Annotated in this window: 23 protein-coding genes and 1 pseudogene; 18 read left to right on the forward strand and 6 right to left on the reverse strand. The window is 35.2% G+C overall.

Going from position 1 to position 20,509, the window contains the following annotated elements:
* Window positions 1-100: 100 nt before the first annotated feature.
* Window positions 101-547, forward strand: coding sequence for a CZB domain-containing protein (locus tag FJR03_RS01565; protein WP_193113920.1), 447 nt, complete (start codon window positions 101-103; stop codon window positions 545-547).
* Here the strand turns inward: FJR03_RS01565 and FJR03_RS01570 are convergent.
* On the reverse strand, window positions 540-3,005 hold the full coding sequence (locus tag FJR03_RS01570) for an EAL domain-containing protein (protein WP_193113921.1): 2,466 nt from the start codon (window positions 3,003-3,005) through the stop codon (window positions 540-542). The two genes, FJR03_RS01565 and FJR03_RS01570, sit on opposite strands and share 8 nt — an antisense overlap.
* A gap of 11 nt (window positions 3,006-3,016) precedes the next feature.
* A complete protein-coding gene (gene ribA, locus FJR03_RS01575) occupies window positions 3,017-3,580 on the reverse strand; it encodes a GTP cyclohydrolase II (protein ID WP_193113922.1) in 564 nt (187 codons plus the stop codon).
* A gap of 57 nt (window positions 3,581-3,637) precedes the next feature.
* On the opposite strand from ribA, the gene hemB reads away from it, so the two are divergent.
* The 8 genes from hemB to soxZ all read left to right on the forward strand — a co-directional run bounded on the left by hemB (window position 3,638) and on the right by soxZ (window position 10,010).
* On the forward strand, window positions 3,638-4,609 hold the full coding sequence (gene hemB / locus FJR03_RS01580; protein ID WP_193113923.1) for a porphobilinogen synthase: 972 nt from the start codon (window positions 3,638-3,640) through the stop codon (window positions 4,607-4,609).
* Between the two features lie 36 nt (window positions 4,610-4,645).
* Entirely contained in the window at window positions 4,646-5,569 is a 924-nt protein-coding gene (gene argF, locus FJR03_RS01585; protein ID WP_193113924.1) for an ornithine carbamoyltransferase, read from the forward strand.
* A gap of 3 nt (window positions 5,570-5,572) precedes the next feature.
* Window positions 5,573-6,757, forward strand: a complete 1,185-nt coding sequence (locus FJR03_RS01590; protein WP_193113925.1) for a multiheme c-type cytochrome — start codon at window positions 5,573-5,575, stop codon at window positions 6,755-6,757.
* A 110-nt stretch (window positions 6,758-6,867) separates the two neighbouring features.
* Window positions 6,868-7,536 carry a response regulator transcription factor gene (locus FJR03_RS01595; protein WP_430739131.1) on the forward strand — a complete coding sequence of 223 codons (669 nt, stop codon included), beginning with the start codon at window positions 6,868-6,870 and terminating at the stop codon, window positions 7,534-7,536.
* On the forward strand, window positions 7,493-8,683 hold the full coding sequence (locus tag FJR03_RS01600; RefSeq protein ID WP_193113926.1) for a sensor histidine kinase: 1,191 nt from the start codon (window positions 7,493-7,495) through the stop codon (window positions 8,681-8,683). Before FJR03_RS01595 ends, FJR03_RS01600 begins: the two co-directional genes overlap by 44 nt.
* Before the next feature lie 64 nt (window positions 8,684-8,747).
* Entirely contained in the window at window positions 8,748-9,044 is a 297-nt protein-coding gene (locus FJR03_RS01605) for a c-type cytochrome (RefSeq protein WP_193113927.1), read from the forward strand.
* 48 nt (window positions 9,045-9,092) lie between these two features.
* Complete coding sequence (locus FJR03_RS01610; RefSeq protein WP_193113562.1) at window positions 9,093-9,572, forward strand: thiosulfate oxidation carrier protein SoxY; 480 nt, start codon at window positions 9,093-9,095, stop codon at window positions 9,570-9,572.
* A gap of 123 nt (window positions 9,573-9,695) precedes the next feature.
* Window positions 9,696-10,010, forward strand: a complete 315-nt coding sequence (gene soxZ / locus FJR03_RS01615) for a thiosulfate oxidation carrier complex protein SoxZ (RefSeq protein ID WP_193113563.1) — start codon at window positions 9,696-9,698, stop codon at window positions 10,008-10,010.
* Between the two features lie 36 nt (window positions 10,011-10,046).
* On the opposite strand, the gene trpS is transcribed toward soxZ, so the two are convergent.
* The gene (gene trpS, locus FJR03_RS01620) at window positions 10,047-11,012 is read right to left on the reverse strand and encodes a tryptophan--tRNA ligase (protein ID WP_193113928.1); all 966 of its coding nucleotides are present in this window, start codon (window positions 11,010-11,012) and stop codon (window positions 10,047-10,049) included.
* Between the two features lie 106 nt (window positions 11,013-11,118).
* On the opposite strand from trpS, the gene hpf reads away from it, so the two are divergent.
* The 3 genes from hpf to hemJ are packed head-to-tail and all read left to right on the forward strand — an operon-like array spanning window position 11,119 to window position 12,483.
* Entirely contained in the window at window positions 11,119-11,448 is a 330-nt protein-coding gene (gene hpf / locus FJR03_RS01625; protein ID WP_193113929.1) for a ribosome hibernation-promoting factor, HPF/YfiA family, read from the forward strand.
* A complete protein-coding gene (locus tag FJR03_RS01630) occupies window positions 11,441-12,049 on the forward strand; it encodes a hypothetical protein (RefSeq protein ID WP_193113930.1) in 609 nt (202 codons plus the stop codon). The genes hpf and FJR03_RS01630 overlap by 8 nt, the downstream gene beginning before the upstream one ends.
* Before the next feature lie 11 nt (window positions 12,050-12,060).
* Window positions 12,061-12,483, forward strand: a complete 423-nt coding sequence (gene hemJ, locus FJR03_RS01635; RefSeq protein ID WP_193113931.1) for a protoporphyrinogen oxidase HemJ — start codon at window positions 12,061-12,063, stop codon at window positions 12,481-12,483.
* An 87-nt stretch (window positions 12,484-12,570) separates the two neighbouring features.
* Here hemJ and der read toward each other — a convergent pair whose 3' ends face one another.
* Window positions 12,571-14,049, reverse strand: coding sequence for a ribosome biogenesis GTPase Der (gene der / locus FJR03_RS01640; RefSeq protein ID WP_193113932.1), 1,479 nt, complete (start codon window positions 14,047-14,049; stop codon window positions 12,571-12,573).
* A 156-nt stretch (window positions 14,050-14,205) separates the two neighbouring features.
* Here der and FJR03_RS01645 point away from each other — a divergent pair, with 156 nt between their 5' ends.
* The gene (locus tag FJR03_RS01645) at window positions 14,206-15,018 is read left to right on the forward strand and encodes a DNA adenine methylase (RefSeq protein WP_226962145.1); all 813 of its coding nucleotides are present in this window, start codon (window positions 14,206-14,208) and stop codon (window positions 15,016-15,018) included.
* A gap of 8 nt (window positions 15,019-15,026) precedes the next feature.
* Window positions 15,027-16,271, forward strand: a complete 1,245-nt coding sequence (locus FJR03_RS01650; protein WP_193113934.1) for a type II restriction enzyme — start codon at window positions 15,027-15,029, stop codon at window positions 16,269-16,271.
* 6 nt (window positions 16,272-16,277) lie between these two features.
* Here FJR03_RS01650 and FJR03_RS01655 read toward each other — a convergent pair whose 3' ends face one another.
* Window positions 16,278-16,862 carry an LPP20 family lipoprotein gene (locus FJR03_RS01655; protein ID WP_193113935.1) on the reverse strand — a complete coding sequence of 195 codons (585 nt, stop codon included), beginning with the start codon at window positions 16,860-16,862 and terminating at the stop codon, window positions 16,278-16,280.
* A gap of 97 nt (window positions 16,863-16,959) precedes the next feature.
* Between FJR03_RS01655 and FJR03_RS01660 the strand changes: the two genes are divergently transcribed.
* Window positions 16,960-17,409 carry a phosphoribosyltransferase gene (locus FJR03_RS01660; protein ID WP_226962146.1) on the forward strand — a complete coding sequence of 150 codons (450 nt, stop codon included), beginning with the start codon at window positions 16,960-16,962 and terminating at the stop codon, window positions 17,407-17,409.
* Window positions 17,410-17,411: 2 nt separating this feature from the next.
* Here the strand turns inward: FJR03_RS01660 and FJR03_RS01665 are convergent, their stop codons facing one another.
* Complete coding sequence (locus FJR03_RS01665) at window positions 17,412-18,167, reverse strand: DnaJ domain-containing protein (protein ID WP_193113937.1); 756 nt, start codon at window positions 18,165-18,167, stop codon at window positions 17,412-17,414.
* Between the two features lie 75 nt (window positions 18,168-18,242).
* On the opposite strand from FJR03_RS01665, the gene FJR03_RS01670 reads away from it, so the two are divergent.
* From FJR03_RS01670 to kdsA, 3 genes and pseudogenes are all read left to right on the forward strand, one after another.
* Complete coding sequence (locus FJR03_RS01670) at window positions 18,243-19,130, forward strand: DMT family transporter (RefSeq protein ID WP_193113938.1); 888 nt, start codon at window positions 18,243-18,245, stop codon at window positions 19,128-19,130.
* Window positions 19,127-19,639: a hypothetical protein gene (locus FJR03_RS01675; protein WP_193113939.1), complete on the forward strand. Its 513-nt coding sequence runs from the start codon at window positions 19,127-19,129 to the stop codon at window positions 19,637-19,639. The genes FJR03_RS01670 and FJR03_RS01675 overlap by 4 nt, the downstream gene beginning before the upstream one ends.
* Before the next feature lie 62 nt (window positions 19,640-19,701).
* Window positions 19,702-20,502, forward strand: a pseudogene (kdsA, locus tag FJR03_RS01680) (3-deoxy-8-phosphooctulonate synthase); the annotation flags it as partial.
* Window positions 20,503-20,509: the final 7 nt, after the last annotated feature.

The following is a 20,509-nucleotide window of genomic DNA, read 5'->3' on the forward strand; positions in this document are numbered from 1 at the left end:
CTAATCCTTTTAAAAAAATTAATTTCATTATATAACTTAATTTGTTAATTTTTTCTAATTAGTATATAATTTATAAATTTTATGGCAAAAGAGAATATGAATGACAAAGACGGAAATGTTAGAAGCGGTTGTGGCTGCAAAAGATATTCATAAAAAAGAGATGGAGAAGATTGAGAATATCATAAAAGGCAAAAGTGTGGAAGAACCGACGGCACTTGGCAAAATGGAGTGTGCTTGCGGTCAATGGTTTTATGCAAATGAAGATATGATGAAAAAAATTTTAGGACACCAGCTTTTTGATCGTTTAGACAAAACGCATGAAAAGTGGCATAAAGATTATAGTAGAGTCTATGAGATTTATCAAAATCACAAACAAAGACAATCAGGATTCTTTTCTAAAATTATAAATAAAAATATGGATGCTTTAGAGTATGATAAACTGAAGCTTTACTATAAAGAGCTTTCACAAATTACGGATGAACTTTTTAGAGAAGCTGATGCTGCAATTCGACGAATTACAGCTCTACAGGAGAGTAAATTTAAATAGCAAGAAGGAACTTCTCCATACTGTTTGAATCGATAGGCTTAGAGTAATAATAGCCTTGAATAACTTTACATCCATTCTCCAGCATAAACTCCTGTTGCTCTTTTGTCTCAACACCCTCTGCAATAAGATCAAGGTTTAAAATTTTAGCAAGTGCAATGATCGCTCTGGATATAGCAATATCTTCCTCATCATGAGGGAGACCGTCCACAAAAGCCTTATCTATTTTGAGTTTATTTAAAGGAAGTTTCTTCAGATACGCTAATGAAGAATAACCTGTACCGAAATCATCGATCGCAATTTCAATTCCAAGAGCATTAATCTCTTTAAGCTTTTCAATCGAGTCTTCCGGATTTTTCATAATTTGACTCTCGGTTACCTCTAACGTAAGCCATGCAGGATCAAACTCCAACGTTTGCATTGTATCTGAAAGGATCTCAATAAAATTATTGTTTTCTATCTGTTTGGCAGATAAATTTAACGAAAGTTTCCCTGGAGTAAGTCCTTGTTGATACCACTCTTTAAATTGTGTCATCGCTTTTTTAAGGACTATGAGGTCGATATGGATGATCATCCCTGTCTCTTCAGCTAAAGGGATAAAGTTTGCCGGCGAGACAATGCCTACATCAGGATGCTCCCATCTTACAAGTGCTTCCATCCCGACAACTTTTTTGTTTTCTGAATCTATTTGAGGCTGGTAATATACAAGGAAATTTTCTTGTTGGATCGCAACACGCAGACTTTGCTCCATAATAACACGTTCAAATGCCGATTCAGTCATCTCCGATGAATAGTACTGGTAGTTATTACGACCTTCATCTTTTGCTTTATACATAGCTGCATCTGCATATTTTAAAAGATTGTCCCCCTCTTTTGTATCATCAGGATAAACGGCAATCCCTATGCTTGAAGAGACGTAGAGTTCAAGTTCCTGAATAATAATAGGATCTTTTAAAATATCTATAATTTTTTGTGCAACAATTGTAGCGCTTTTTGCATCTTTTATATCTTTTAGGATAATGGTGAACTCATCCCCTCCAAGTCTTGCAAGGGTGTCTTCTTCACGAATTACACTGCTTAAACGTTTCGAAGCTTCAATTAAAACTTCATCACCGATATGGTGACCTAAAGAGTCGTTGATATTTTTAAACTGATCAAGATCGATAAATAAAAGAGCAAATTTTTTATCGTACCTTTTTGCAGTAGCTATGTTTTGATTGAGCCTGTCTCTGAATAAAACTCTGTTTGGAAGATTTGTGAGCATATCATGGTGTGCTTGATGGCGTAGCTTTTCTGTCTGGATATCAAGCATTTTTTTGGTCTCTTTTTGTTTTGTAATATCCTGAATATATCCTATATAGCCCGTTATATTATTATGATTATCGGTTGATACACTCAGAGATATGTCGCAGATAATTTCACTGCCGTCTTTTTTAATCATCTTAAATTCATCGTTAATATTATTCGTATCATTGATATCTTCAAAATATTCAGAGAGGGCAGTTTTATTATTTTTACTATAGATGAGTTTAATATTTCGTCCAATCACTTCAGCAGCTTCATAACCAAAAAGTCTCTGACTTCCATTGTTCCAAGTAACAATATTACCGCAGTTGTCTACACTGATTACAGAATCATGAATATTTTCTAAAATCTTTGCCTGTTTTTTATACTCAGATTCCAGTTCTACAATTTGGGAGATGTCAGTATCGAAAATAACATACGATTTTTTATTTTGATACTCTATAATATGTAAATATGATTGTACATAGTACAGAGTACCATTTTTTCTTTGATGGATTGTTTTATTGAGGATGTGCCCATTATTCTCTAGTAATTGTTTCAAGTTTTCAATTTCTGAGTGTTTGAGATAGGGATTTACATCTTGAACACTCATCTCTAAAAGCTCTTCTTTTGTATACAGCAGAGCTTTTGTCGCACCCTCATTTACGTAAAGATACTCTAATGTGTCAAAATCGACAATATATATTTCGTTTGATGAATGTTTTACAAGTTCCGATAACTCTTTTGCTTCTTGTTGGAGTTTTATAATATTGGTAATATCTTGTGTTGAACCTATAAATTTTAACGGTGTATCATCTTCATCAAAGAGAGTTTTTCCATGGATAAGTATATCTATTATCTTCCCATCTCCCCGTTTTGCTTTTGCTTGAAAAGAGAAGATATCTTTAGAGTTTTTGGACATTGCTATGATCTGTTTTGCTTCTTCAACGTACTCAGGTAAGATAAGGTTTAAAAAGGTTTCAAAATTGATAGGTGTATTTTTTGGGATTTGGTAGATGTTGTAGAGGCTCTCGGACCATTTTGTAGAGTGGGTTTTTAAATCTATCGCCCAATTTCCAAGTCCTGAGAGCATGCTAAACTCATGGAGAATATCTTCTCTTACTTTTAGTTTATTGATAGCACTGTTTAAATTATCTTCCTGTAAATTTATGACCATCTATCCCCTCTTTATATCATGTGTCCCATCTCATCGCGTTTGACGTTGAGATAACCTTCATTATATTCATTTGATTCCATCACAATAGGGATCCTCTCAACAATCTCAACCCCACTGATGGAGTTTATTTTAGCAGGATTATTTGTAAGAAGCCTAATTTTGTCAATATTAAAATGGTTTAATATAAATGTAACTATCTCATAACTTCTCTCATCTGCAGAAAATCCAAGTTGATGATTCGCTTCTATTGTGTTGTAACCTTGATCTTGAAGAGCATAAGCATTCACTTTATTGAGAAGTCCGATATCTCTTCCCTCTTGACGCAGGTATATAACCATCCCACCTGTTTCATTTGCCATCTTCAAGGCGTATTCGAGTTGATCACGACAGTCACATTTCAGGCTTCCGATCGCATCTCCTGTTAAACATTCCGAGTGAACTCTAACAATAGGAATATCATCTAAATTTTTTGAATAGATAACTAAATGTTCTTTGTGACCCTCTTTAAATGCTTTGACTTTAAAATCGCCAAAACGTGAAGGTAAATTTGCTATTTCCGATATCTCTATATTCATTTATTAATCTTTATAATGGTAAAATAATCACAATTATAGCAAAAAAGGTTAAAAACTATGTTCCAAAGATTTCGTAGAACACGTTTAAACAAACATTTACGTGCATTAGTACGAGAAACACAAGTGAGTGTTGATGATTTTATCTATCCATTATTTGTAAGAAGTGGGGAAGGGATTAAGACGGAAGTAGCATCTATGCCTGGTGTATATCAGATGAGTATAGATGTAGCGGTAAAAGAGTGTGCGGAGTTAAAAGAGTTAGGTATTTATTCTATTATATTATTTGGTATCCCGGATACTAAAGACTCTGTTGGAAGCGATGCTTTATGTGAACATGGAATTATTGCAAGTGCGGTTAAAGAGATTAAAAAAGTACATCCGGATATGTTTGTTGTTACAGACTTATGTTTTTGTGAATATACAGATCACGGACACTGCGGTATTATTGATGAAGAGAGAGAAACGGTTGTAAATGATGCAACTTTAGAGCTTTCGGGTAAACAAGCTGTTGTTCATGCAAAAGCAGGTGTTGATATGATCGCACCTTCAGGGATGATGGACGGTATTATCGAAACACTTAGAGATGCACTAGATGAAGCGGGTTATGAAGACCTTCCGATCATGAGTTACTCAACAAAATTCGCTTCAGGATACTACGGACCTTTCCGTGACGTAGCAGAATCAACACCGAGTTTTGGAGATAGAAGTTCTTACCAAATGGATCCTGCAAACCGCAGAGAAGCTATTGCAGAGTCTATTGAAGATGAGGCTCAGGGTGCAGATATTTTAATGGTAAAACCGGTTCTTGCATATCTTGATATAGTAAGAGAGATCAAAGACAACACTACAAAACCGTTAGCAGTATATAATGTAAGCGGTGAGTATGCAATGTTAAAACATGCAGGAGCAGCAGGTTTAATCGACTACGATCGTGTGATGATGGAAACTATGGTAGCATTTAAACGTGCAGGTGCTGATATAATTATTTCATATCACGCCAAAGAAGTAGCAAAACTTCTAAAAAAATAGTATAATTGATGCTTATTTAAAAATTTAGGACAGAAAATGAGACATTTTTTAACACTAAAAGACTTTAGTAAAGAAGAGATATTAGAGATTATTGATCTAGGTCTTAGTATTAAAAAAAATTTGAAAAACGGTATATATAATAAAGAGTTAGAGAACAAAACTTTAGCAATGATTTTTGAGAAAAGTTCAACAAGAACTCGTGTGAGTTTTGAAACTGGAATGTTCCAGCTAGGCGGGCATGCACTCTTTTTATCTAACCGTGATATTCACTTAGGACGTGGTGAACCTGTAAAAGATACTGCACGCGTAATTAGTAGAATGTGTGACATGGTTATGATTAGAACTTTTGAGCATTCTATGATCGAAGAATTTGCTAAATATTCAAAGGTACCTGTTGTAAACGGTCTAACGGATTCATACCACCCTGTACAACTTCTTGCAGATTACATGACTATACTTGAATATGGTATGGAGAAAGATTTAGTAGTTGCATATGTGGGAGATGGTAACAATATGACTCACTCTTGGCTAATGTTAGCTGCCAAGCTTGGATTTGAACTTCGTATCGCTACACCAAAGGGTTATGAAGTAGACAGTGAAGTACTCAAAGAAGCTTATGAGATCGCAAAAGAGAGCGGAGCTGTTATTAAAGTAAGTAACGATCCAAAAGAAGCTATTACAGGTGCGACGGTTGTAACGACAGATACATGGGCATCTATGGGGCAGGAAGATGAAAAAGAGCAACGTATTAAAGACTTTGAAGGTTATATAGTAGACGGTCTTATGATGTGCTTAGCGAAAAAAGATGCAATATTTCTTCATTGTTTACCTGCATATCGAGGTCAAGAGGTGAGTGAAGAAGTTTTAGAAGAGCATAGTGAAGTGGTTTTTTCTGAAGCTGAAAATAGATTACATGCTCAAAAAGGGCTTATGGTCTGGTTAGATAAACAAAGAGGATAAACAATGAAAATTTTTCTAGTTTTTTTACTTGCAGTTAGTTTTGGTTATGGTGCTGAAGTTGTTAAGGTAGATGAGAAGTATCAAGAGTCTACAAGTTGTAAAACGTGTCACAAAAGGATAGTTGACGAGTGGAGCAACTCTTGGCATGCAAAAAGCCATTTTAAAAACGATGAATACTTTAGAAAAAGTATAGAGTATGTAAGTAGAAAAACAAGAAAAAGTTTAAACAGTGTAAAAGTTGAATGTGCAACATGTCATAACCCTAGAATTTCTGTAACAGATACGGGGATGGATTATGAGATAGCCGCAGTTATGGGACTTGATAAAGGTAGTAAAGTCAATAAGGCAGTTAATGATGATGCTATCAGTGAAGGGATTAACTGTGTAGTATGCCACAACGTAGATAAGATCCATGATGAATACGATGAGAAAAAGCGTGGAATGGACAGAGTTGAGTGGACACCATCTGGAACTATGACGGGGCCGTATAAAGATGCTAAATCTCCATACCATAAAACTATTCACCACGATTTTATGGACAAAACACCTAACAGACTTTGTTTTGTTTGTCATGCAAACGATAGAAGTGTAAAAGGTTTAGTGTTTACTAATATGGAAGCTGAGTATAAAGGTGACCAAGCGTGTGTAACATGTCATATGGGACCGCAAAAACAAGATGTGGCTGCAACGTTTAGCATTAACGGAAAACAAAAGATTAGAAGTGTAAGAAACCACGGTTTTATGGGTGCACACTCTTCTGCAATGTGGGAAGGAGCATTAAAGGTTGCATTGTCTACAAAGCAAAATAATCTTCTTATTAGTATAGAAAACCCTCAACCTCATAATATCCCAAGTGGTTTTGGTGGAAGAGAATTAGTTTTAGATGTAATTTTTAAAGATGCGCAGGGAAAAGCTTTAGGAACTAAAACTATCTCTTTAACAACAAAATACACAAGAAGAAAAGGTAAAGCAAGTACTCCTCATATCGCAAAAAAACAATCTAAAGATATGAGTATTCCTGCAAAAGGGAGAAAAGTATTGAAAGTTGAGAAGTTAAAAGGTGCTAAAAAGGTTGAAGTGAACCTAAGTTATAAACTTGTAAATGATGAGATCAAAGACCTTTTAGATTTAAAAGAGCCAATTTGGAGTAAAAAGTTTACTATTACCAAAGCAACTAAAAAGTTATAAGGTACTTTTTTAGTATCTTGTAACTCTTCCCTAAAACTTTAGAAGCTATTCCTCCTGCTTCTATTTCCAAAAATAATTTATATCTCTCCTTAGAATGTTATAATCTAATTATGAAAAAAATATTACTTCTTGAAGATGATATGGCATTACATGAAACTGTTAAAGATTTTTTAGAGTCACTAGGCTATGAAGTGATCAGCAGTTATGACGGAGAAGATGCCAGTGAGAAAGCATACGAGAATAACTTTGATCTATTGTTGCTTGATGTAAATGTTCCCAAACTGAGCGGTTTTGAACTTTTACAAACGATCAGAGATTCGGACAATCAAACACCTGCTATTTTTATTACATCATTAGGGGGGATAGCAGACCTTGAGAGTGGATATGATAGCGGATGTGATGATTATATAAAAAAACCGTTTGCACTTAAAGAATTGCAACTAAGAGTTGAGACACTTTTAAAAAGGGAGTTCTATCATCAGAAAAGTGATGAGATAATTTTGCCAAACGGATGTAGTTTTGAGCCAAACAGTGAGAGTTTAAAACAAAACGGTACTTTAATATCACTTGCAAATAAAGAGCTACAACTTTTAAAACTTTTTTTGCAACATAAAAATGAACTCGTTAGTCATGAAGTGATCGAGAGCAGACTATGGGAATATGATGAGGAATCTAGTGAAAGTGCTGTAAGAACTTACATAAAACATCTGCGTCAAATCTTGGGAAAGGATACAATTGTCAGTATTAAAAAATCTGGATATAAATTTATCCACAAGTAGCAAGAAAACGCTTCGAAACTTTTTATTGCTTTATACCTTTTTTACACTGGTTATAACTGCACTGGGTGTATACCTTTATTACAGTTCACAAAAAGAGATCTATAATCAAGAACAGTTAGTTGCTTTAAATGATTATGCAAATGAGTTGAGTTTAACGCTCAAAGATCTTAAAAACGATACAACCAATGAGCTTATCTATCCTTGGGATCAAAAGTTTAAAACAACTCTTTATGATAAAGATTATAAACTTTTGTATTCAACAAAAGAGAACCCTACACTTGATCTTAGCAATCTTCAAATGACACAGAATATGATAGCTCGCTATCTGAAAAACAGTGATGAGTATTATCTAGGAGCACAGTATATTATAGTTGAGATGATTGAAGATAAAGGTTTTGAAATTAGTTTGGTGCGCTCTGTCAGTTTGTATGCAGGCATCTTTTTAGCATTCATGATGATAGTCGGATATTTCCTGCTCTCTCTTATACTAAAACCTATGAGAGATACACTATTTTTACTTGATAGATTTATTAAAGATACAACCCATGAGTTAAATACACCAGTGAGTACGATTTTAACAAATATTGAACTGCTTCAATCACAAGAGCAAAATAAGTTTTCTCAAAAAGTGATAAACAGAATTGAGATAGGGGCAAAAACACTTTCAAATATTTATGATGATCTTACTTTTTTAATCCTCAAACATAAACTGAACTCTCAAGAGGAGAAGATAGTTTTAAATGAACTGCTGGATGAAAGAGTTGAGTATTTTAGAGCCCAGGCTGTGATGAAAAGTATAGAGATCGTAAAAAACTTTTCTGAAGAGGTTACTTTAGAGGTTGATAGAAAAAAAATTACAAAGGTGATTGACAACCTTCTCTCAAACGCCATCAAATACAATAAAGTAAATGGGATGATACAGATATCACTTTCTCAAAAGAGCTTAACCATTAAAGATACCGGCATAGGAATAGAGAAAAAGAATTTAGAAAATCTCTTTAGCAGGTATGCAAGATTTACAGATGTAACTGGGGGATTTGGAATAGGGCTGCATATTGTTAAATCAATTTTGGATGAATATGGCTTTGATATAAGTGTAGACTCTGTTAAAGAACAATATACATCCTTTACTGTAAAGTTTTTATAACTTCACAATCACTTCACAATTATTTTCTATACTACTCCTAACAAAACAAAAAAAGGAGTTTCAAATGAAAACTTTATTAAAAACAATCATAGGTTTAGGAATCTTAGGTGCGAGCGTTTTAAGCGCAGATGCTAACTTCGCAAAATGTACAGCATGTCATGGTGCAAACGGTGAGAAAAAAGCTTTAGGAAAATCACAAGTGATTCAAGGTTGGAAAGCTGAGAAAACACTTGCAGCTTTAAAAGGATACAAAGATGGAACATTCGGTGGTCCGATGAAAGGTGTTATGAAAGGTCAGGTTGCAAAATTAAACGAAGCTGATATGAAAGCACTTGCTAAACATATAGAGGGTTTAAAATAAGCTAAAACATTATAAAATAATATTCAATTTCAAAGCAAGGAAAAGATTATGGAAAGAAGACAATTTTTAAGTATGACTTTAGGTGCATTAGCTTTAGCTGTTGTACCTGCAAGCGTAAGAGCTGAGGATTTCAGAAAATCAAAACCAGCTGTATGGACTGCACACACTGTTGATGATGCTATCATGGCAATGTATGGTAAAAAAGATTTAACTATGAGCAATGTTAAATTAACAGCTGCTAAAGTTCCATCTGATAGCCCTAAAAAAGCTGTTGCATCTAACGGTGGTGCAATTCCAGTTGATTTTTCAGTATCTGTTCCTGCTAAAACTGTAGCAGTATTCCAAGATGCTAACCCAGAAGCTGCTGTATGTGTATACACTGTATCTAAATACGATGCAATGAACTACTCAATCAAAATTAAAATGGCTAAATCTGGTACTATTACTATCGTAGCTGAAGGTACTGACGGTAAACTTTATGCTGCTAAACAAACTTTAGATGTTGCTCTTGGTGGATGTGAAGGTTAAGGACTTATATGTACGCCATTGAAGCAAAGCTCCAATAGGCTACGTTTGCGCCACTTTGGCAACTGAAGCTTGCCTTTTTAAAGGCAGATAGTTATTGAATAAGAAAAAATATAAGGAATAAATATGTCAGCAATTAAAGTAAAAGCAAAATTAAAAGGCGGTGTAGTTTCTGTTAAAGCAATGGCTAAACACGAAATGTCTACATATAACATGGCTGAGAAAAAAACTGGTGATAGAGAAAATGCTAACTTCATTACTCATATCTCTGCTACAATCAACGGTGAAACTGTAATGGATATGTCAACTTCTCAGTTCTTATCTAAAAACCCTATCTTTAAATTCGACCTTAAAGGTATCGGTGCTAAAGGTGACGCTCTTGAGATGGTTGCTGTTGATCGTAAAGGTAACACCCTTAAAGGTAAAGGTAAAATTAAATAATTTTACTTTTCTTTCCCTCACTCTAGAGGGAAAGTTTTAGTACTTGATTCCTGTTACACTTCTGACTTTTTCAATAAGCTCAGAAGCTACAACTCTTGCTTTTGCAGCTCCACTGTTTAAAATATCTCTCACTTCGTCTTGATTCTTTTCAAAGTATGCACGTCTTTCTCTATACGGTCTGAAATATTCCCAAATTACATCGTGAAGATAAAGCTTGAAGTGCCCATGACCTTCACCACCTTGTGTGTAACGTTCTTGAAGTGCTACACATTCCTGTTCATTTAAAAAGAGTTTTGCCATGTTGTAAACATTACACTCTTCATACTCTTTTGGAGCTTCTAAAGGTACGTTTTCAGTGACGATCTTTTTAATAGTTTTAAGCTGTTTCTTCTCTTCACCAAAAATATTTACAGTGTTTCCGTAACTTTTTGACATTTTTTGTCCGTCTATTCCCGGTACTGTCGCAACATTTTCTGCAACCTGATACTCAGGAAGTTTAAAGATCTCACCATATTCATTGTTGAACTTGATCGCAATATCACGAGCAATTTCAACGTGTTGGATCTGATCTTTTCCAACAGGGATAACATCCGGTGAGAAAAGTAATATATCTGCTGCCATAAGTACAGGATAAGAAAATAGTGAATGGTTTGCAGCTATCCCTTTAGCTGTTTTGTCTTTATAGCTGTGTGCACGCTCTAAAAGTCCCATTGGAGTGAATGATGAGAGAGCCCAGTAAAGCTCAAGAACCTCTTTTACATCTGATTGTACCCAAAATGTAGATACATTTGGATCAATTCCTAAAGCTAAAAAGTCAGTTGCCGCTTGCATAGTTAATTCACGCAGGCGCTCACCGTCGCTTAATGATGTCATAGCATGATAGTTTGCTATAAATGCAAAGGTTTCATTTTGTTCTTGTGCATCAACCATCTGTTTAATAGAACCAAAGTAGTTCCCAAGATGCAGATCTCCTGATGGTTGAATTCCCGTAAAAACTCTCATATTACACATTCCTAATAATTTTTTGCGTATTATACTAATCTTAGCTTTATTTTGCTATTATTTGAGTAAATTAAAGGGTATAAAGCCCCTATATAAAGGATATGTTATGAATTTACAAATTCGTGCAAAAGATATTACATTAACTGACAATACAAAAGATCATATCGGTAACGCTGTTGAAGCATTTAAAAAATATTCATTAGATATTACAAGCATTGATTGTGTAATTGCTGCAGAGAAAAAAGGTGTAATGGTAGAGTTCAATATTAAAGTAGCTCACGCTAACCCTGTAATTATTACACAACATGATGAAGATTTAGATGCTGCGATCGATCTTGCTGTAGAGCGTGCTACAAAAGCACTTCGTCGTTTACATGAAAGAGTTGTTTCTCACGGTGCTGAGTCATTAAAAGACTTAGAAGTGGTTGATGCATAAAATATTTTTTTTAAGTATTTTACTGCTATTTTTCACTAGCTTGTCCGCTAGTGAAAATCAATATTCAATTCGTGGTGTTTACGGTTGGTCTTCAGTTAAAGACCTTGGGGATATTTTATTTGGTGACGTAGATCCAGACCATAAAGAGTATAAGCTTTATTCTGTTGATGCTGGTAAGTTATTGTATAGTAACGTAAATAAGTGGCCTATAGATCTTTACGCTAAAGCTGGTTTTGTTTATTACAATGAAAACAACTTTGAAGATTGTTATGGTGCAGATGTTTACATCAAAGCATTTTGGAACCTTGATTTTTTGGATAATCGTGTTCGTTTAGGTCTTGGTGAAGGACTCTCCTATACAACAAGACTATTACAAATTGAAGAGCTTGATGCAGAGCTTAAAACTTCTCCAACTTCCAAATTTTTGAATTATCTTGATCTTAGTATAGATTTTGACCTTGGAAAACTTATAGGATCAAAACCTTTGGAGGAACTCTACTTAGGTGTTGTAATGAAACATCGTTCAGGGATATTTGGAACTTTTAGCGGTGTTCACGGCGGTTCAAACTATAACTCTATCTATTTAGAGAAAAACTTTTAAAGGATATAAAGATGTATGACTGGGTAGTATGGTTTCATGTACTTTCGTTTATATCTTGGTTTTCCGCTCTGTTTTATCTTCCTCGTTTATTTGTATACCATGCAGAAAATATCGAGAATAAAGGTTTTGTAGAGGTTGTGAAAATTCAAGAGTATAAACTCTTTAAGTATATTGGTGTGCCTGCAATGTGGGCTACACTTTTAAGTGGCGGTTATCTGGCATACAGCATCGGTTTTAGCGGTAATGCTTGGTTACATGCAAAGATACTTTTTGTTGTGTTTTTAGTGATCTATTTTGTATCGTTAGAAAAGTTTCGTAGAGATTTTGAAGCTGACAAATGTACAAAAAGTGGAAAATTCTTTAGAATGTACAACGAGATACCGACATTATTAATGTTGGTGATTGTTGCAATGGTGGTTATCAAACCGTTTTGACCTTGTCTTGAGCGTATGGAACATTTTTAACAAAAATGTTCACGGAAGCTCAAAAAGAGACAAGGTTATTCCCGAAAGGGAACTTCCTTATCTCTCACCCCTTTTCTTTGCCTTAAATAGTAAAGGTGTCCCCTCAAAGTTAAATGCCTCGCGGAATTTATTTGCCAAATATCTTCTATATGTAAAATGCAGACCTTTAGGCTTATTCATAACAAGTGCAATCTTCGGCGGTCTTGTTTCATACTGTGTAGCATAATAGATACGAATCACCTGTCCGCTTACACTTGGAAGCGTATGGCGTCTGAGCGCACGCTGTAATACTTCGTTTAGTTGTGAAGTTGGAATTCTTTGCGTATAGTTCTCGTTAATGCTCAGAATCATATCGTGAAGCTTATCAACACGCTGTCCCGATTTTGCAGAAAGAGTAATGATCGGTGCATATGCTAAGAATTTAAATCTGTCACGAACCTCTTGGATGATTTTGTCATGTTCTTGTTTATCTGAGATATCCCATTTATTCAGTACTATAATTGCAGATAAACGGTTTGAATCAACAAGTCCTGCAATCTTTTCATCCAGATCTAAAAAGGGCTGGCTTGCATCTAAAACGATCAGTGCCATATTTGCATTTTCAAGCATCTCTTTTGTACGAAGCAGGGCATATTTTTCTATACCTATAATTTTACCGCGGCGGCGTAGACCTGCAGTATCTACAAATGTGATCTGTTTGTCTTTATAAACAATAGTCTCATCAATCGGATCGATAGTAGTTCCCGATACACTACTTACAACTGAACGCTCTTCATGTAAAAGAGCATTTAAAAGTGAGCTTTTTCCAACATTTGTACGTCCAATAATGGCAACTTTTATATGGTTGTCATCTTCTGGATCGTACTCTTTGATATTGTCGTTTTCTGCAAAGATTGAATCATCTTCAAAAGTAGCTTCTTCATCATCTGCATCCCAGTAGTAGTATCCATCCTCTTCATCATCATGTTCTATAAAGAACTCTTCATCAGTGATCTCTTCATCATCAGCAGAAACAATCTCTTGCTCTTCATCTTCTGTAATAATATCTTCATCAGGTATTCTCTCATACAGCCAATCTAATAGAGCTACCGTATTTCTGTTGTGTGCTACAGATATTCCGAAAATTGCATCAGTTCCAAACTCGTAAAACTCCCAAAGCTTATCTTTCATCTTGTCATTATCGATTTTGTTAACAACAAGCGCTACCTCTTTTCCAAGAGTCTGTAGTTCATAAAAAAGTTTTTTGTCTTCCTCTTCAGGTAAACCTTTACCATCAACCATATATAAAATGATATCTGCGGCATAGGCTGCTTTTAAACTCATCTCTTTAATCTTGTCAAACAGCTCACAACCTTTGTCAAGACCACCCGTATCTAAAAGCTCCGCTTGTTTATCGTTGATAATTGCAACTTTTCTTTTAATATCTCTTGTAGTACCTGCCATATCGGATGTGATCGCATCACGTTTTTTGACAAGTCTGTTAAAGAGTGAGCTTTTTCCAACATTTGGGCGACCGATAATGGCGATTTTTTTCATGAGATGTACCTTAAAAGAAGTATATTTTTTTTGGAATTATATCTAAATTTGAGCTACCTTTAAATATAATGCCAAATCGTGAATTGCAATTTGACATATTTTTTTCAAATATATTTTTTAGATAGTATGATGTTGTAAACAAAATGAAGGGTAATGATGTGTAAGCCAATAATAAAATGGGTAGGTGGAAAAAGACAGCTACTTAGTGATCTTAAAAGATTGATGCCAAAAGAGTATAATAGATACTTCGAACCTTTTATAGGGGGCGGTGCACTTTTCTTTGATCTAAAACCTCAAAATGCCTTTATAAATGATTACAACACAGAGCTTACAAACCTTTATAAAACAATTAGAGACAACCCTGAAGAGTTGATCAAAGATTTAGAAAAACATAAAAATGAATCGGAATACTACTATCAAACAAGAGCACTCGATCGAGATAAAAAAGTGTTTGATAAACTTGACAATATTCAAAGAGCAAGCCGTTTTATCTATTTAAACAAAACAGGCTTCAACGGACTTTATAGAGTAAATTCAAAAGGGGAATGTAACGTTCCGTTTGGAAGATATAAAAACCCAAAATATTGTGACAGCGAAAATATACAGGCGTGTAGCGAACTGCTGAAAAATACACAAATAAATAACGGTGATTTTGAATCTATTAGAGAACACGTAAAAGAGGGTGATTTTGTTTATTTTGATCCTCCATATGTACCTCTCAATGCAACTTCAAGTTTTACTGGCTATACAGATCAGGGATTTGATGAAGATATGCAGTTTAGATTAAAAGAGTTATGCGATCACATAAACGACATTGGTGCGTTTTTTATGCTTTCAAACTCTTCTGCAGAGTATGTATATAAACTTTATGACGGTTATACGATCCATGAAGTAAAAGCGACGAGAAATATCAACTCTAACGCTTCTAAAAGAGGCAAAATTACGGAAGTGGTTGTTACAAATTACTAGGAAGTGCTATGCAAAAAGTCTCTAACAATGAAGCATGGAATCATATCTTTGACGATCTGGATATCTTAGAGGAGATAGAGAAAAACGGTTATTTTGATATCTCGGCCGAAGAGATCAAAAAAAGAGACGGCAAAGAAGCGAGGCTGATGACAAAGACCGATCACAAAGAGCATCTTCCTCTCGTGATGCAGGAGAACGGCCTGTCGATCTTGGCAATTAAAAACGGACTCTACAGAATTGCAAAAACAGACCCTTTTATCTATATAGAAAAAGAGCCGCAGTGTGAAATCAAAACAATTAAACAGCCTGTAGATATAACAACGCTCGATCCTCTTAATCTTAAAAGTGAATCGGCAGCATTAGATATTGCAAGTATATCTGGAATGTTGGATGAAGTTTTCGGTGAAGCGACAAACTTAACTATACGCGGAAGATTACGGGGGGAACTCTCATTTTGTTTAGACTCGGTGCCTTATGATATCGAAGGGGTGCAGATAGAGGTTGACGGCGGTTATGAAGGGCAAAACAGCGTTAATCTGGTGGAAGCAAAAATAGGATACAGAAACAACATCAACATCAGACAACTCTTATATCCTGAACTTTTTTGGAAAACCCAACTTAAAGGGCAGAGAAAAGAGGTGAAAAGTTTTGTCTTTTATTATCAGGACGATATCTTTCGGTTTATCCCTTTTTACTATGACGGTAATATTATCACGGCTGTACATAATCAGGAAAAAGCCTTTGTTTTTGATCGTAAAAGTTCGTTTACGCTAGAGTTGTTAGAGAAAAACAAAACTATTTTAGTTGATCGCACTATCCCGTTTCCCCAGGCGAATGATTTTGAAAAAGTGCATGCTATCTTTTTAAATATTGCCAAAGAGGAACATCCAACAAAATCAAGTGTCACAGATGAGTTTGATATTGTTGCAAGACAGTATGACTATTATCTGAATGTTTTAAAGTGGATGGGTGTATGTCAAGAGCAAGGTTCAGAGATCTTTCTAACAGAGCGTGGAGAGCGCCTGCTTACTTTAAACATAGAAAAAAGGTTTGAAGAGTTTGTGAGAATTATTTTTTCTGAGCCAATATGTTTTGCACAGCTAAGAAAGTTAGAGCAAAATGAAGAAGATTTTAAAGCATATAATTTAAGTGGAAGTACTATAGAGAGACGAATGCAAAGTGTTCGAGCATGGATCAAATATTTTGAGAAGTTTTTTACAAAAAGTTCCCCGAAACAGGGGAGACTTTTTTAAGAGTTATTACTCTGTAGGGAATTCTTTATCTAATTGCTCAAGAGCTTGTTTAGATTGGAATTGTTGCCATAAAGCTTCATCGTTTTTGAAGCTAGTTTTAACAGCTTTTTTAACCTCTTTATTTACTTCACCTTCTGGAACCGTTACTAGCATATAGATAGCTCCTGATGGTGCTTGCCACATATTTACAGCTTTTGAAGATTTCAGATCAACTTTTGCAACTTGTTTTGTTACTGCAGTTGTAACCATGTCAACAGCCTCAGCTGAACCGTTACCAGTAGCACGAGTAAAACCTTCTACTTTGTCTTTTACTTGTGTTTGAATTTGTTGCGCAAGGTCACTTCTACCATTCATAACTGCAACTCTTCTCATATGTGCAATACCTGCAGCAGATTTATCAGCTACACCAACACCTGAATAATAACCTGGAACATCAGGGATACAAGTCCAAGTAGGTGCAAGAACATTCTCTTGTTTACATTGAAAATCAGTTGGAAGCTGATCTTGAGGCTCAGGTTTTTTATCACCACAAGCAGATATGAACGCTGCAAGCGTTAAAGATAAAGCAATCTTAGAGATATTTTTCATCATTGTATGGCCTTTTATTTTATTTATGGATATAGTATACTAGCAAAATTCTTTAGCAAATATTATGTAATGCTAGTAAACCATGATTTATAGGAATATTTTGAAACATTATTACACATACGAAGAGTTTAGAACCGATACAAAAGCGTTACTTAAGCAAGTTGAAACGCAAAAGCCTGACGGTATTGTTGCGATCTCACGGGGTGGTCTGACACTTGGGCATTGTATTGCGGAAGGATTGGACCTGCGTGATGTTCAAACGATACGAACAGAGCTTTATGACGATACGACAAAACGTGATGCTATTAAACTTTTTGGGGAATGTAAGTTTGGTGAACATAAAAAAGTTTTGGTGCTAGATGATATATCTGATAGTGGTGAAACATTAAAGTTTGTGATGGAGTATCTTCAAAAGAACTTTGAACATATAGAGTTTATCTCAGCAACTCTATTTTACAAACATACCTCAAAATATGAACCAACTTTTTGGATTAAAGAGGCAAAGATGTGGATAGATTTTTTCTGGGAAGCTGATTACAGAGCAGAGTAGTTTTACTCTCCTCTTGTTTTTTTAATCAACTCATATGCTTGATTGATCTCTTGTGTTTTTTTCGTAGCATCTTCCATGTGCTTTTCAGAATGAGTTTGTGAGGCGATAATATCCGGATGGTATTTTCGTATAAGTTTTCTATACGCTTTTTTGATCGTTTGCATATCGTCACTTTCAGATACTCCCAAGATATCGTAAGCATTTTTAACCGTATGTTGCGGTTGAATGTTTTTAATCATCTCTTCAAAATGATCAAAGATCTGATGGTAAATTCCAGGATTTACTCTCATTGTTTCGGCAATGATCTGTAAAAGTTCTTCCTCTTCTTTACTTACTTGACCGTCCGCAAAAGCAAGCTGGATCAAAAACCCCATAAATTTTTCTTGCTGTGTGGTATTTTTATGTGTAGCATCCCCTAATTTTTGTGCGATCTCTTTTACGTTATCGCTTCGATCTTTTTCTCTTGCAAAAATATCTTTGAGAATTTCACGTGTTTTTTGGGGTTCTGGAAACACAGAAGAAACATCATCAAACATCAGTCCTACGAGTTCTGCTTCAAGATTATCCACCTTTCCATCAGCTTTTGCAACCTTTGCTACAAGTGCAACAAAAAGTCCCAGATCACTGTTTTCAATAGCTTCGGGAGTTGCTGCATAGTTTTTCATAGTCTCTGCCGTATATGCTTCATATGTTGAATAGCTTCTAAAGACGTAGTAAAAAAGGATACCTGTAAGTAAAGTAATTATGAGATAAGACATCAATTGTCTCCTGTTTGATAGAATATTTATAAATTATAATACAAAAAAGAGGTTAATGTAAGTAGAATTTCAATTATGAAAAGAATTTTAGAAATAAATAAGGGTGTGCTCTATATGCTCATCGCATCTTTTACGTTTGCGATCATGGGTGCATTTGCAAAACTGGCATCAGATCATATGAGTTCATTAGAGGTAGTGTTTTTTAGAAATATAGCGGGTGTAATTTTAGTAGGACTTGCTCTTTGGAAGAAACCTTTACAAAATAAAGGTGGAAAACCTTTTCTACTCTTTTTTAGAGGGTTTATGGGGTTTGTTGCACTTCTTGCTTTTTTTTACAACATAGCACATATCCCACTCGGAGATGCGATGACATACTCTAAAACATCACCTATATTTACAGCTATCTTTGCGTGGATGTTTCTGCAGGAGAAGTTAAGTCTTAAGGCATGGGGTGCAATCGGACTTGGTTTTATCGGTATAGTTTTTATTACGCAACCTACAGGTGTGGGGTTCACAAAGTACGATCTTCTGGGTATTTTTTCGGGAGTGGGTGCGGCACTTGCATACACTTCGATCAGAGAGTTAAAAAACTATTACGATACAAGAAGCATAGTACTCTCTTTTATGGGTGTAGGTACAGTGGGCCCGGTTGTTTTATTTTTAGTATCTCCGTTTTTAGAATTGCCCGAACTTGATTTTATGCTTGGAGAGTTTGTACTTCCGCAGGGGATAGTTTGGGTTTATGTACTGGCTATGGGAGTGTTCGCAACTATTTCGCAACTGTTGATGACAAAAGCATACGGATATGCAAAAGCGGGAATTGTCGGGACTGTTAGTTACAGTAATATTGTTTTTTCAATCTGTGTGGGGATGTTGTTAGGGGATGCTTTTCCAAGTATGAGTACAACAATCGGAATCGTGCTTATTATTGTTGCAGGAATTATGGTTGCGAGGGCAAAATGAGTTTAGATTTAAGTGTTCGATATTATTCAGAGTCAAAGATAGATACATCTAAATATAAAGGTGCTGATCTTGGGGAGTATTTTGATGAATACGATGAAGAGGACTACTTGGATGAACATAGTGTAAGTGTCGATTATCGTTTAGTAATCAGTGCTATTGAAGAGGAAAGCAGACTAATGTGCATGCAATTAAATGTTTCAAGCATCTTGAGTATACTTACTTGTTTTGAAGGGTGGAGTGGCTTTAACGGCGAGAGTTATGTTATAAGCAATACGGGAAATGAGTTGGTTTTTGAAAAAGGTTTTGATGAAACAGAAGTGGTAGCCCAACTTAAAGAGAAAGATCTTCAAAGATATAAAGATGATGTACATAGATCATATGACGAGCTTGAAAAATATCTGCAAAGGGATCGAAGTAATTATATTGCGAATAAAAACTTTGTAATTTTAGAGATGTTAAAAGATCTTCTAATACATAAAGACTCACAGATATATGCCGACTTTGATTAGGCTAAAAACAGAATAAGTGTAGATTTACAACAAAACGCTATAATTATAAAAATTTTTTTAAAGAAGATATTATGAAACTACTTGCTGGACCATGTGTTATTGAGAGTGAAGAAAATATTTTAAAAATTGCTGGCGAATTAAAAAAATATCATGAAGATGAGAGTATAGATTTTTATTTCAAAGCGAGTTTTGACAAAGCAAACCGTACCTCTTTAGAGTCTTTCCGCGGGCTTGGAATTGATGAAGGGCTTCGTATTTTACAAAAAGTAAAAGATGAGTTTGGCTATAAAGTTGTAACTGATGTTCATGAATCTACGCAAGTAGCGCAAGTTGCTGAGGTTGTAGATATGCTTCAAATTCCTGCATTTTTATGTCGTCAGACAGACCTGCTTGTAGCATGTGCACAGACGGATAAAGAGATCAATATTAAAAAAGGACAGTTTCTTTCAGCTGATGCAATGAAGTACCCTCTTTTAAAAGTGCTTCAAACTCGCGGATGTAATGAAGCGACATACGAAAATGCAGCAAAACACGGTGTGTATCTGTGTGAGCGTGGGAACTCTTTTGGTTACGGGAATCTTGTAGTAGATATGAGAAACTTAGTGATCATGAGAAACTATGCACCTGTTATTTTCGATGCGACACACTCTGTTCAAATGCCTACAGCACAAGACGGTAAAACAGGTGGAGACAGCTCAATGGTTCCATACTTAGCAAGTGCGGCAGCAGCAGTTGGCGTTGACGGTTTCTTCTTTGAAACACACTTCGATCCAAGCATTGCTTTGAGTGACGGACCGAATATGGTAAAATTAGACCAACTAAACGATTTAATAGAAAAAATCAAAAAAATTCAAGCGATATAAATTAAAG

This window comes from Sulfurimonas marina, assembly GCF_014905095.1.
GTDB classification, from domain to species: domain Bacteria; phylum Campylobacterota; class Campylobacteria; order Campylobacterales; family Sulfurimonadaceae; genus Sulfurimonas; species Sulfurimonas marina.

Excerpts from the sequence above, each read along its gene's own strand:
- FJR03_RS01565 (WP_193113920.1), top strand. The coding sequence starts at position 101 with ATGACAAAGACGGAAATGTTAGAAGCGGTTGTGGCTGCAAAAGATATT.
- FJR03_RS01570 (WP_193113921.1), bottom strand. The coding sequence starts at position 3,005 with ATGGTCATAAATTTACAGGAAGATAATTTAAACAGTGCTATCAATAAA.
- ribA (WP_193113922.1), bottom strand. The coding sequence starts at position 3,580 with ATGAATATAGAGATATCGGAAATAGCAAATTTACCTTCACGTTTTGGC.
- hemB (WP_193113923.1), top strand. The coding sequence starts at position 3,638 with ATGTTCCAAAGATTTCGTAGAACACGTTTAAACAAACATTTACGTGCA.
- argF (WP_193113924.1), top strand. The coding sequence starts at position 4,646 with ATGAGACATTTTTTAACACTAAAAGACTTTAGTAAAGAAGAGATATTA.
- FJR03_RS01590 (WP_193113925.1), top strand. The coding sequence starts at position 5,573 with ATGAAAATTTTTCTAGTTTTTTTACTTGCAGTTAGTTTTGGTTATGGT.
- FJR03_RS01595 (WP_430739131.1), top strand. The coding sequence starts at position 6,868 with ATGAAAAAAATATTACTTCTTGAAGATGATATGGCATTACATGAAACT.
- FJR03_RS01605 (WP_193113927.1), top strand. The coding sequence starts at position 8,748 with ATGAAAACTTTATTAAAAACAATCATAGGTTTAGGAATCTTAGGTGCG.
- FJR03_RS01610 (WP_193113562.1), top strand. The coding sequence starts at position 9,093 with ATGGAAAGAAGACAATTTTTAAGTATGACTTTAGGTGCATTAGCTTTA.
- soxZ (WP_193113563.1), top strand. The coding sequence starts at position 9,696 with ATGTCAGCAATTAAAGTAAAAGCAAAATTAAAAGGCGGTGTAGTTTCT.
- trpS (WP_193113928.1), bottom strand. The coding sequence starts at position 11,012 with ATGAGAGTTTTTACGGGAATTCAACCATCAGGAGATCTGCATCTTGGG.
- hpf (WP_193113929.1), top strand. The coding sequence starts at position 11,119 with ATGAATTTACAAATTCGTGCAAAAGATATTACATTAACTGACAATACA.
- FJR03_RS01630 (WP_193113930.1), top strand. The coding sequence starts at position 11,441 with ATGCATAAAATATTTTTTTTAAGTATTTTACTGCTATTTTTCACTAGC.
- hemJ (WP_193113931.1), top strand. The coding sequence starts at position 12,061 with ATGTATGACTGGGTAGTATGGTTTCATGTACTTTCGTTTATATCTTGG.
- der (WP_193113932.1), bottom strand. The coding sequence starts at position 14,049 with ATGAAAAAAATCGCCATTATCGGTCGCCCAAATGTTGGAAAAAGCTCA.
- FJR03_RS01645 (WP_226962145.1), top strand. The coding sequence starts at position 14,206 with ATGTGTAAGCCAATAATAAAATGGGTAGGTGGAAAAAGACAGCTACTT.
- FJR03_RS01650 (WP_193113934.1), top strand. The coding sequence starts at position 15,027 with ATGCAAAAAGTCTCTAACAATGAAGCATGGAATCATATCTTTGACGAT.
- FJR03_RS01655 (WP_193113935.1), bottom strand. The coding sequence starts at position 16,862 with ATGATGAAAAATATCTCTAAGATTGCTTTATCTTTAACGCTTGCAGCG.
- FJR03_RS01665 (WP_193113937.1), bottom strand. The coding sequence starts at position 18,167 with ATGTCTTATCTCATAATTACTTTACTTACAGGTATCCTTTTTTACTAC.
- FJR03_RS01670 (WP_193113938.1), top strand. The coding sequence starts at position 18,243 with ATGAAAAGAATTTTAGAAATAAATAAGGGTGTGCTCTATATGCTCATC.
- FJR03_RS01675 (WP_193113939.1), top strand. The coding sequence starts at position 19,127 with ATGAGTTTAGATTTAAGTGTTCGATATTATTCAGAGTCAAAGATAGAT.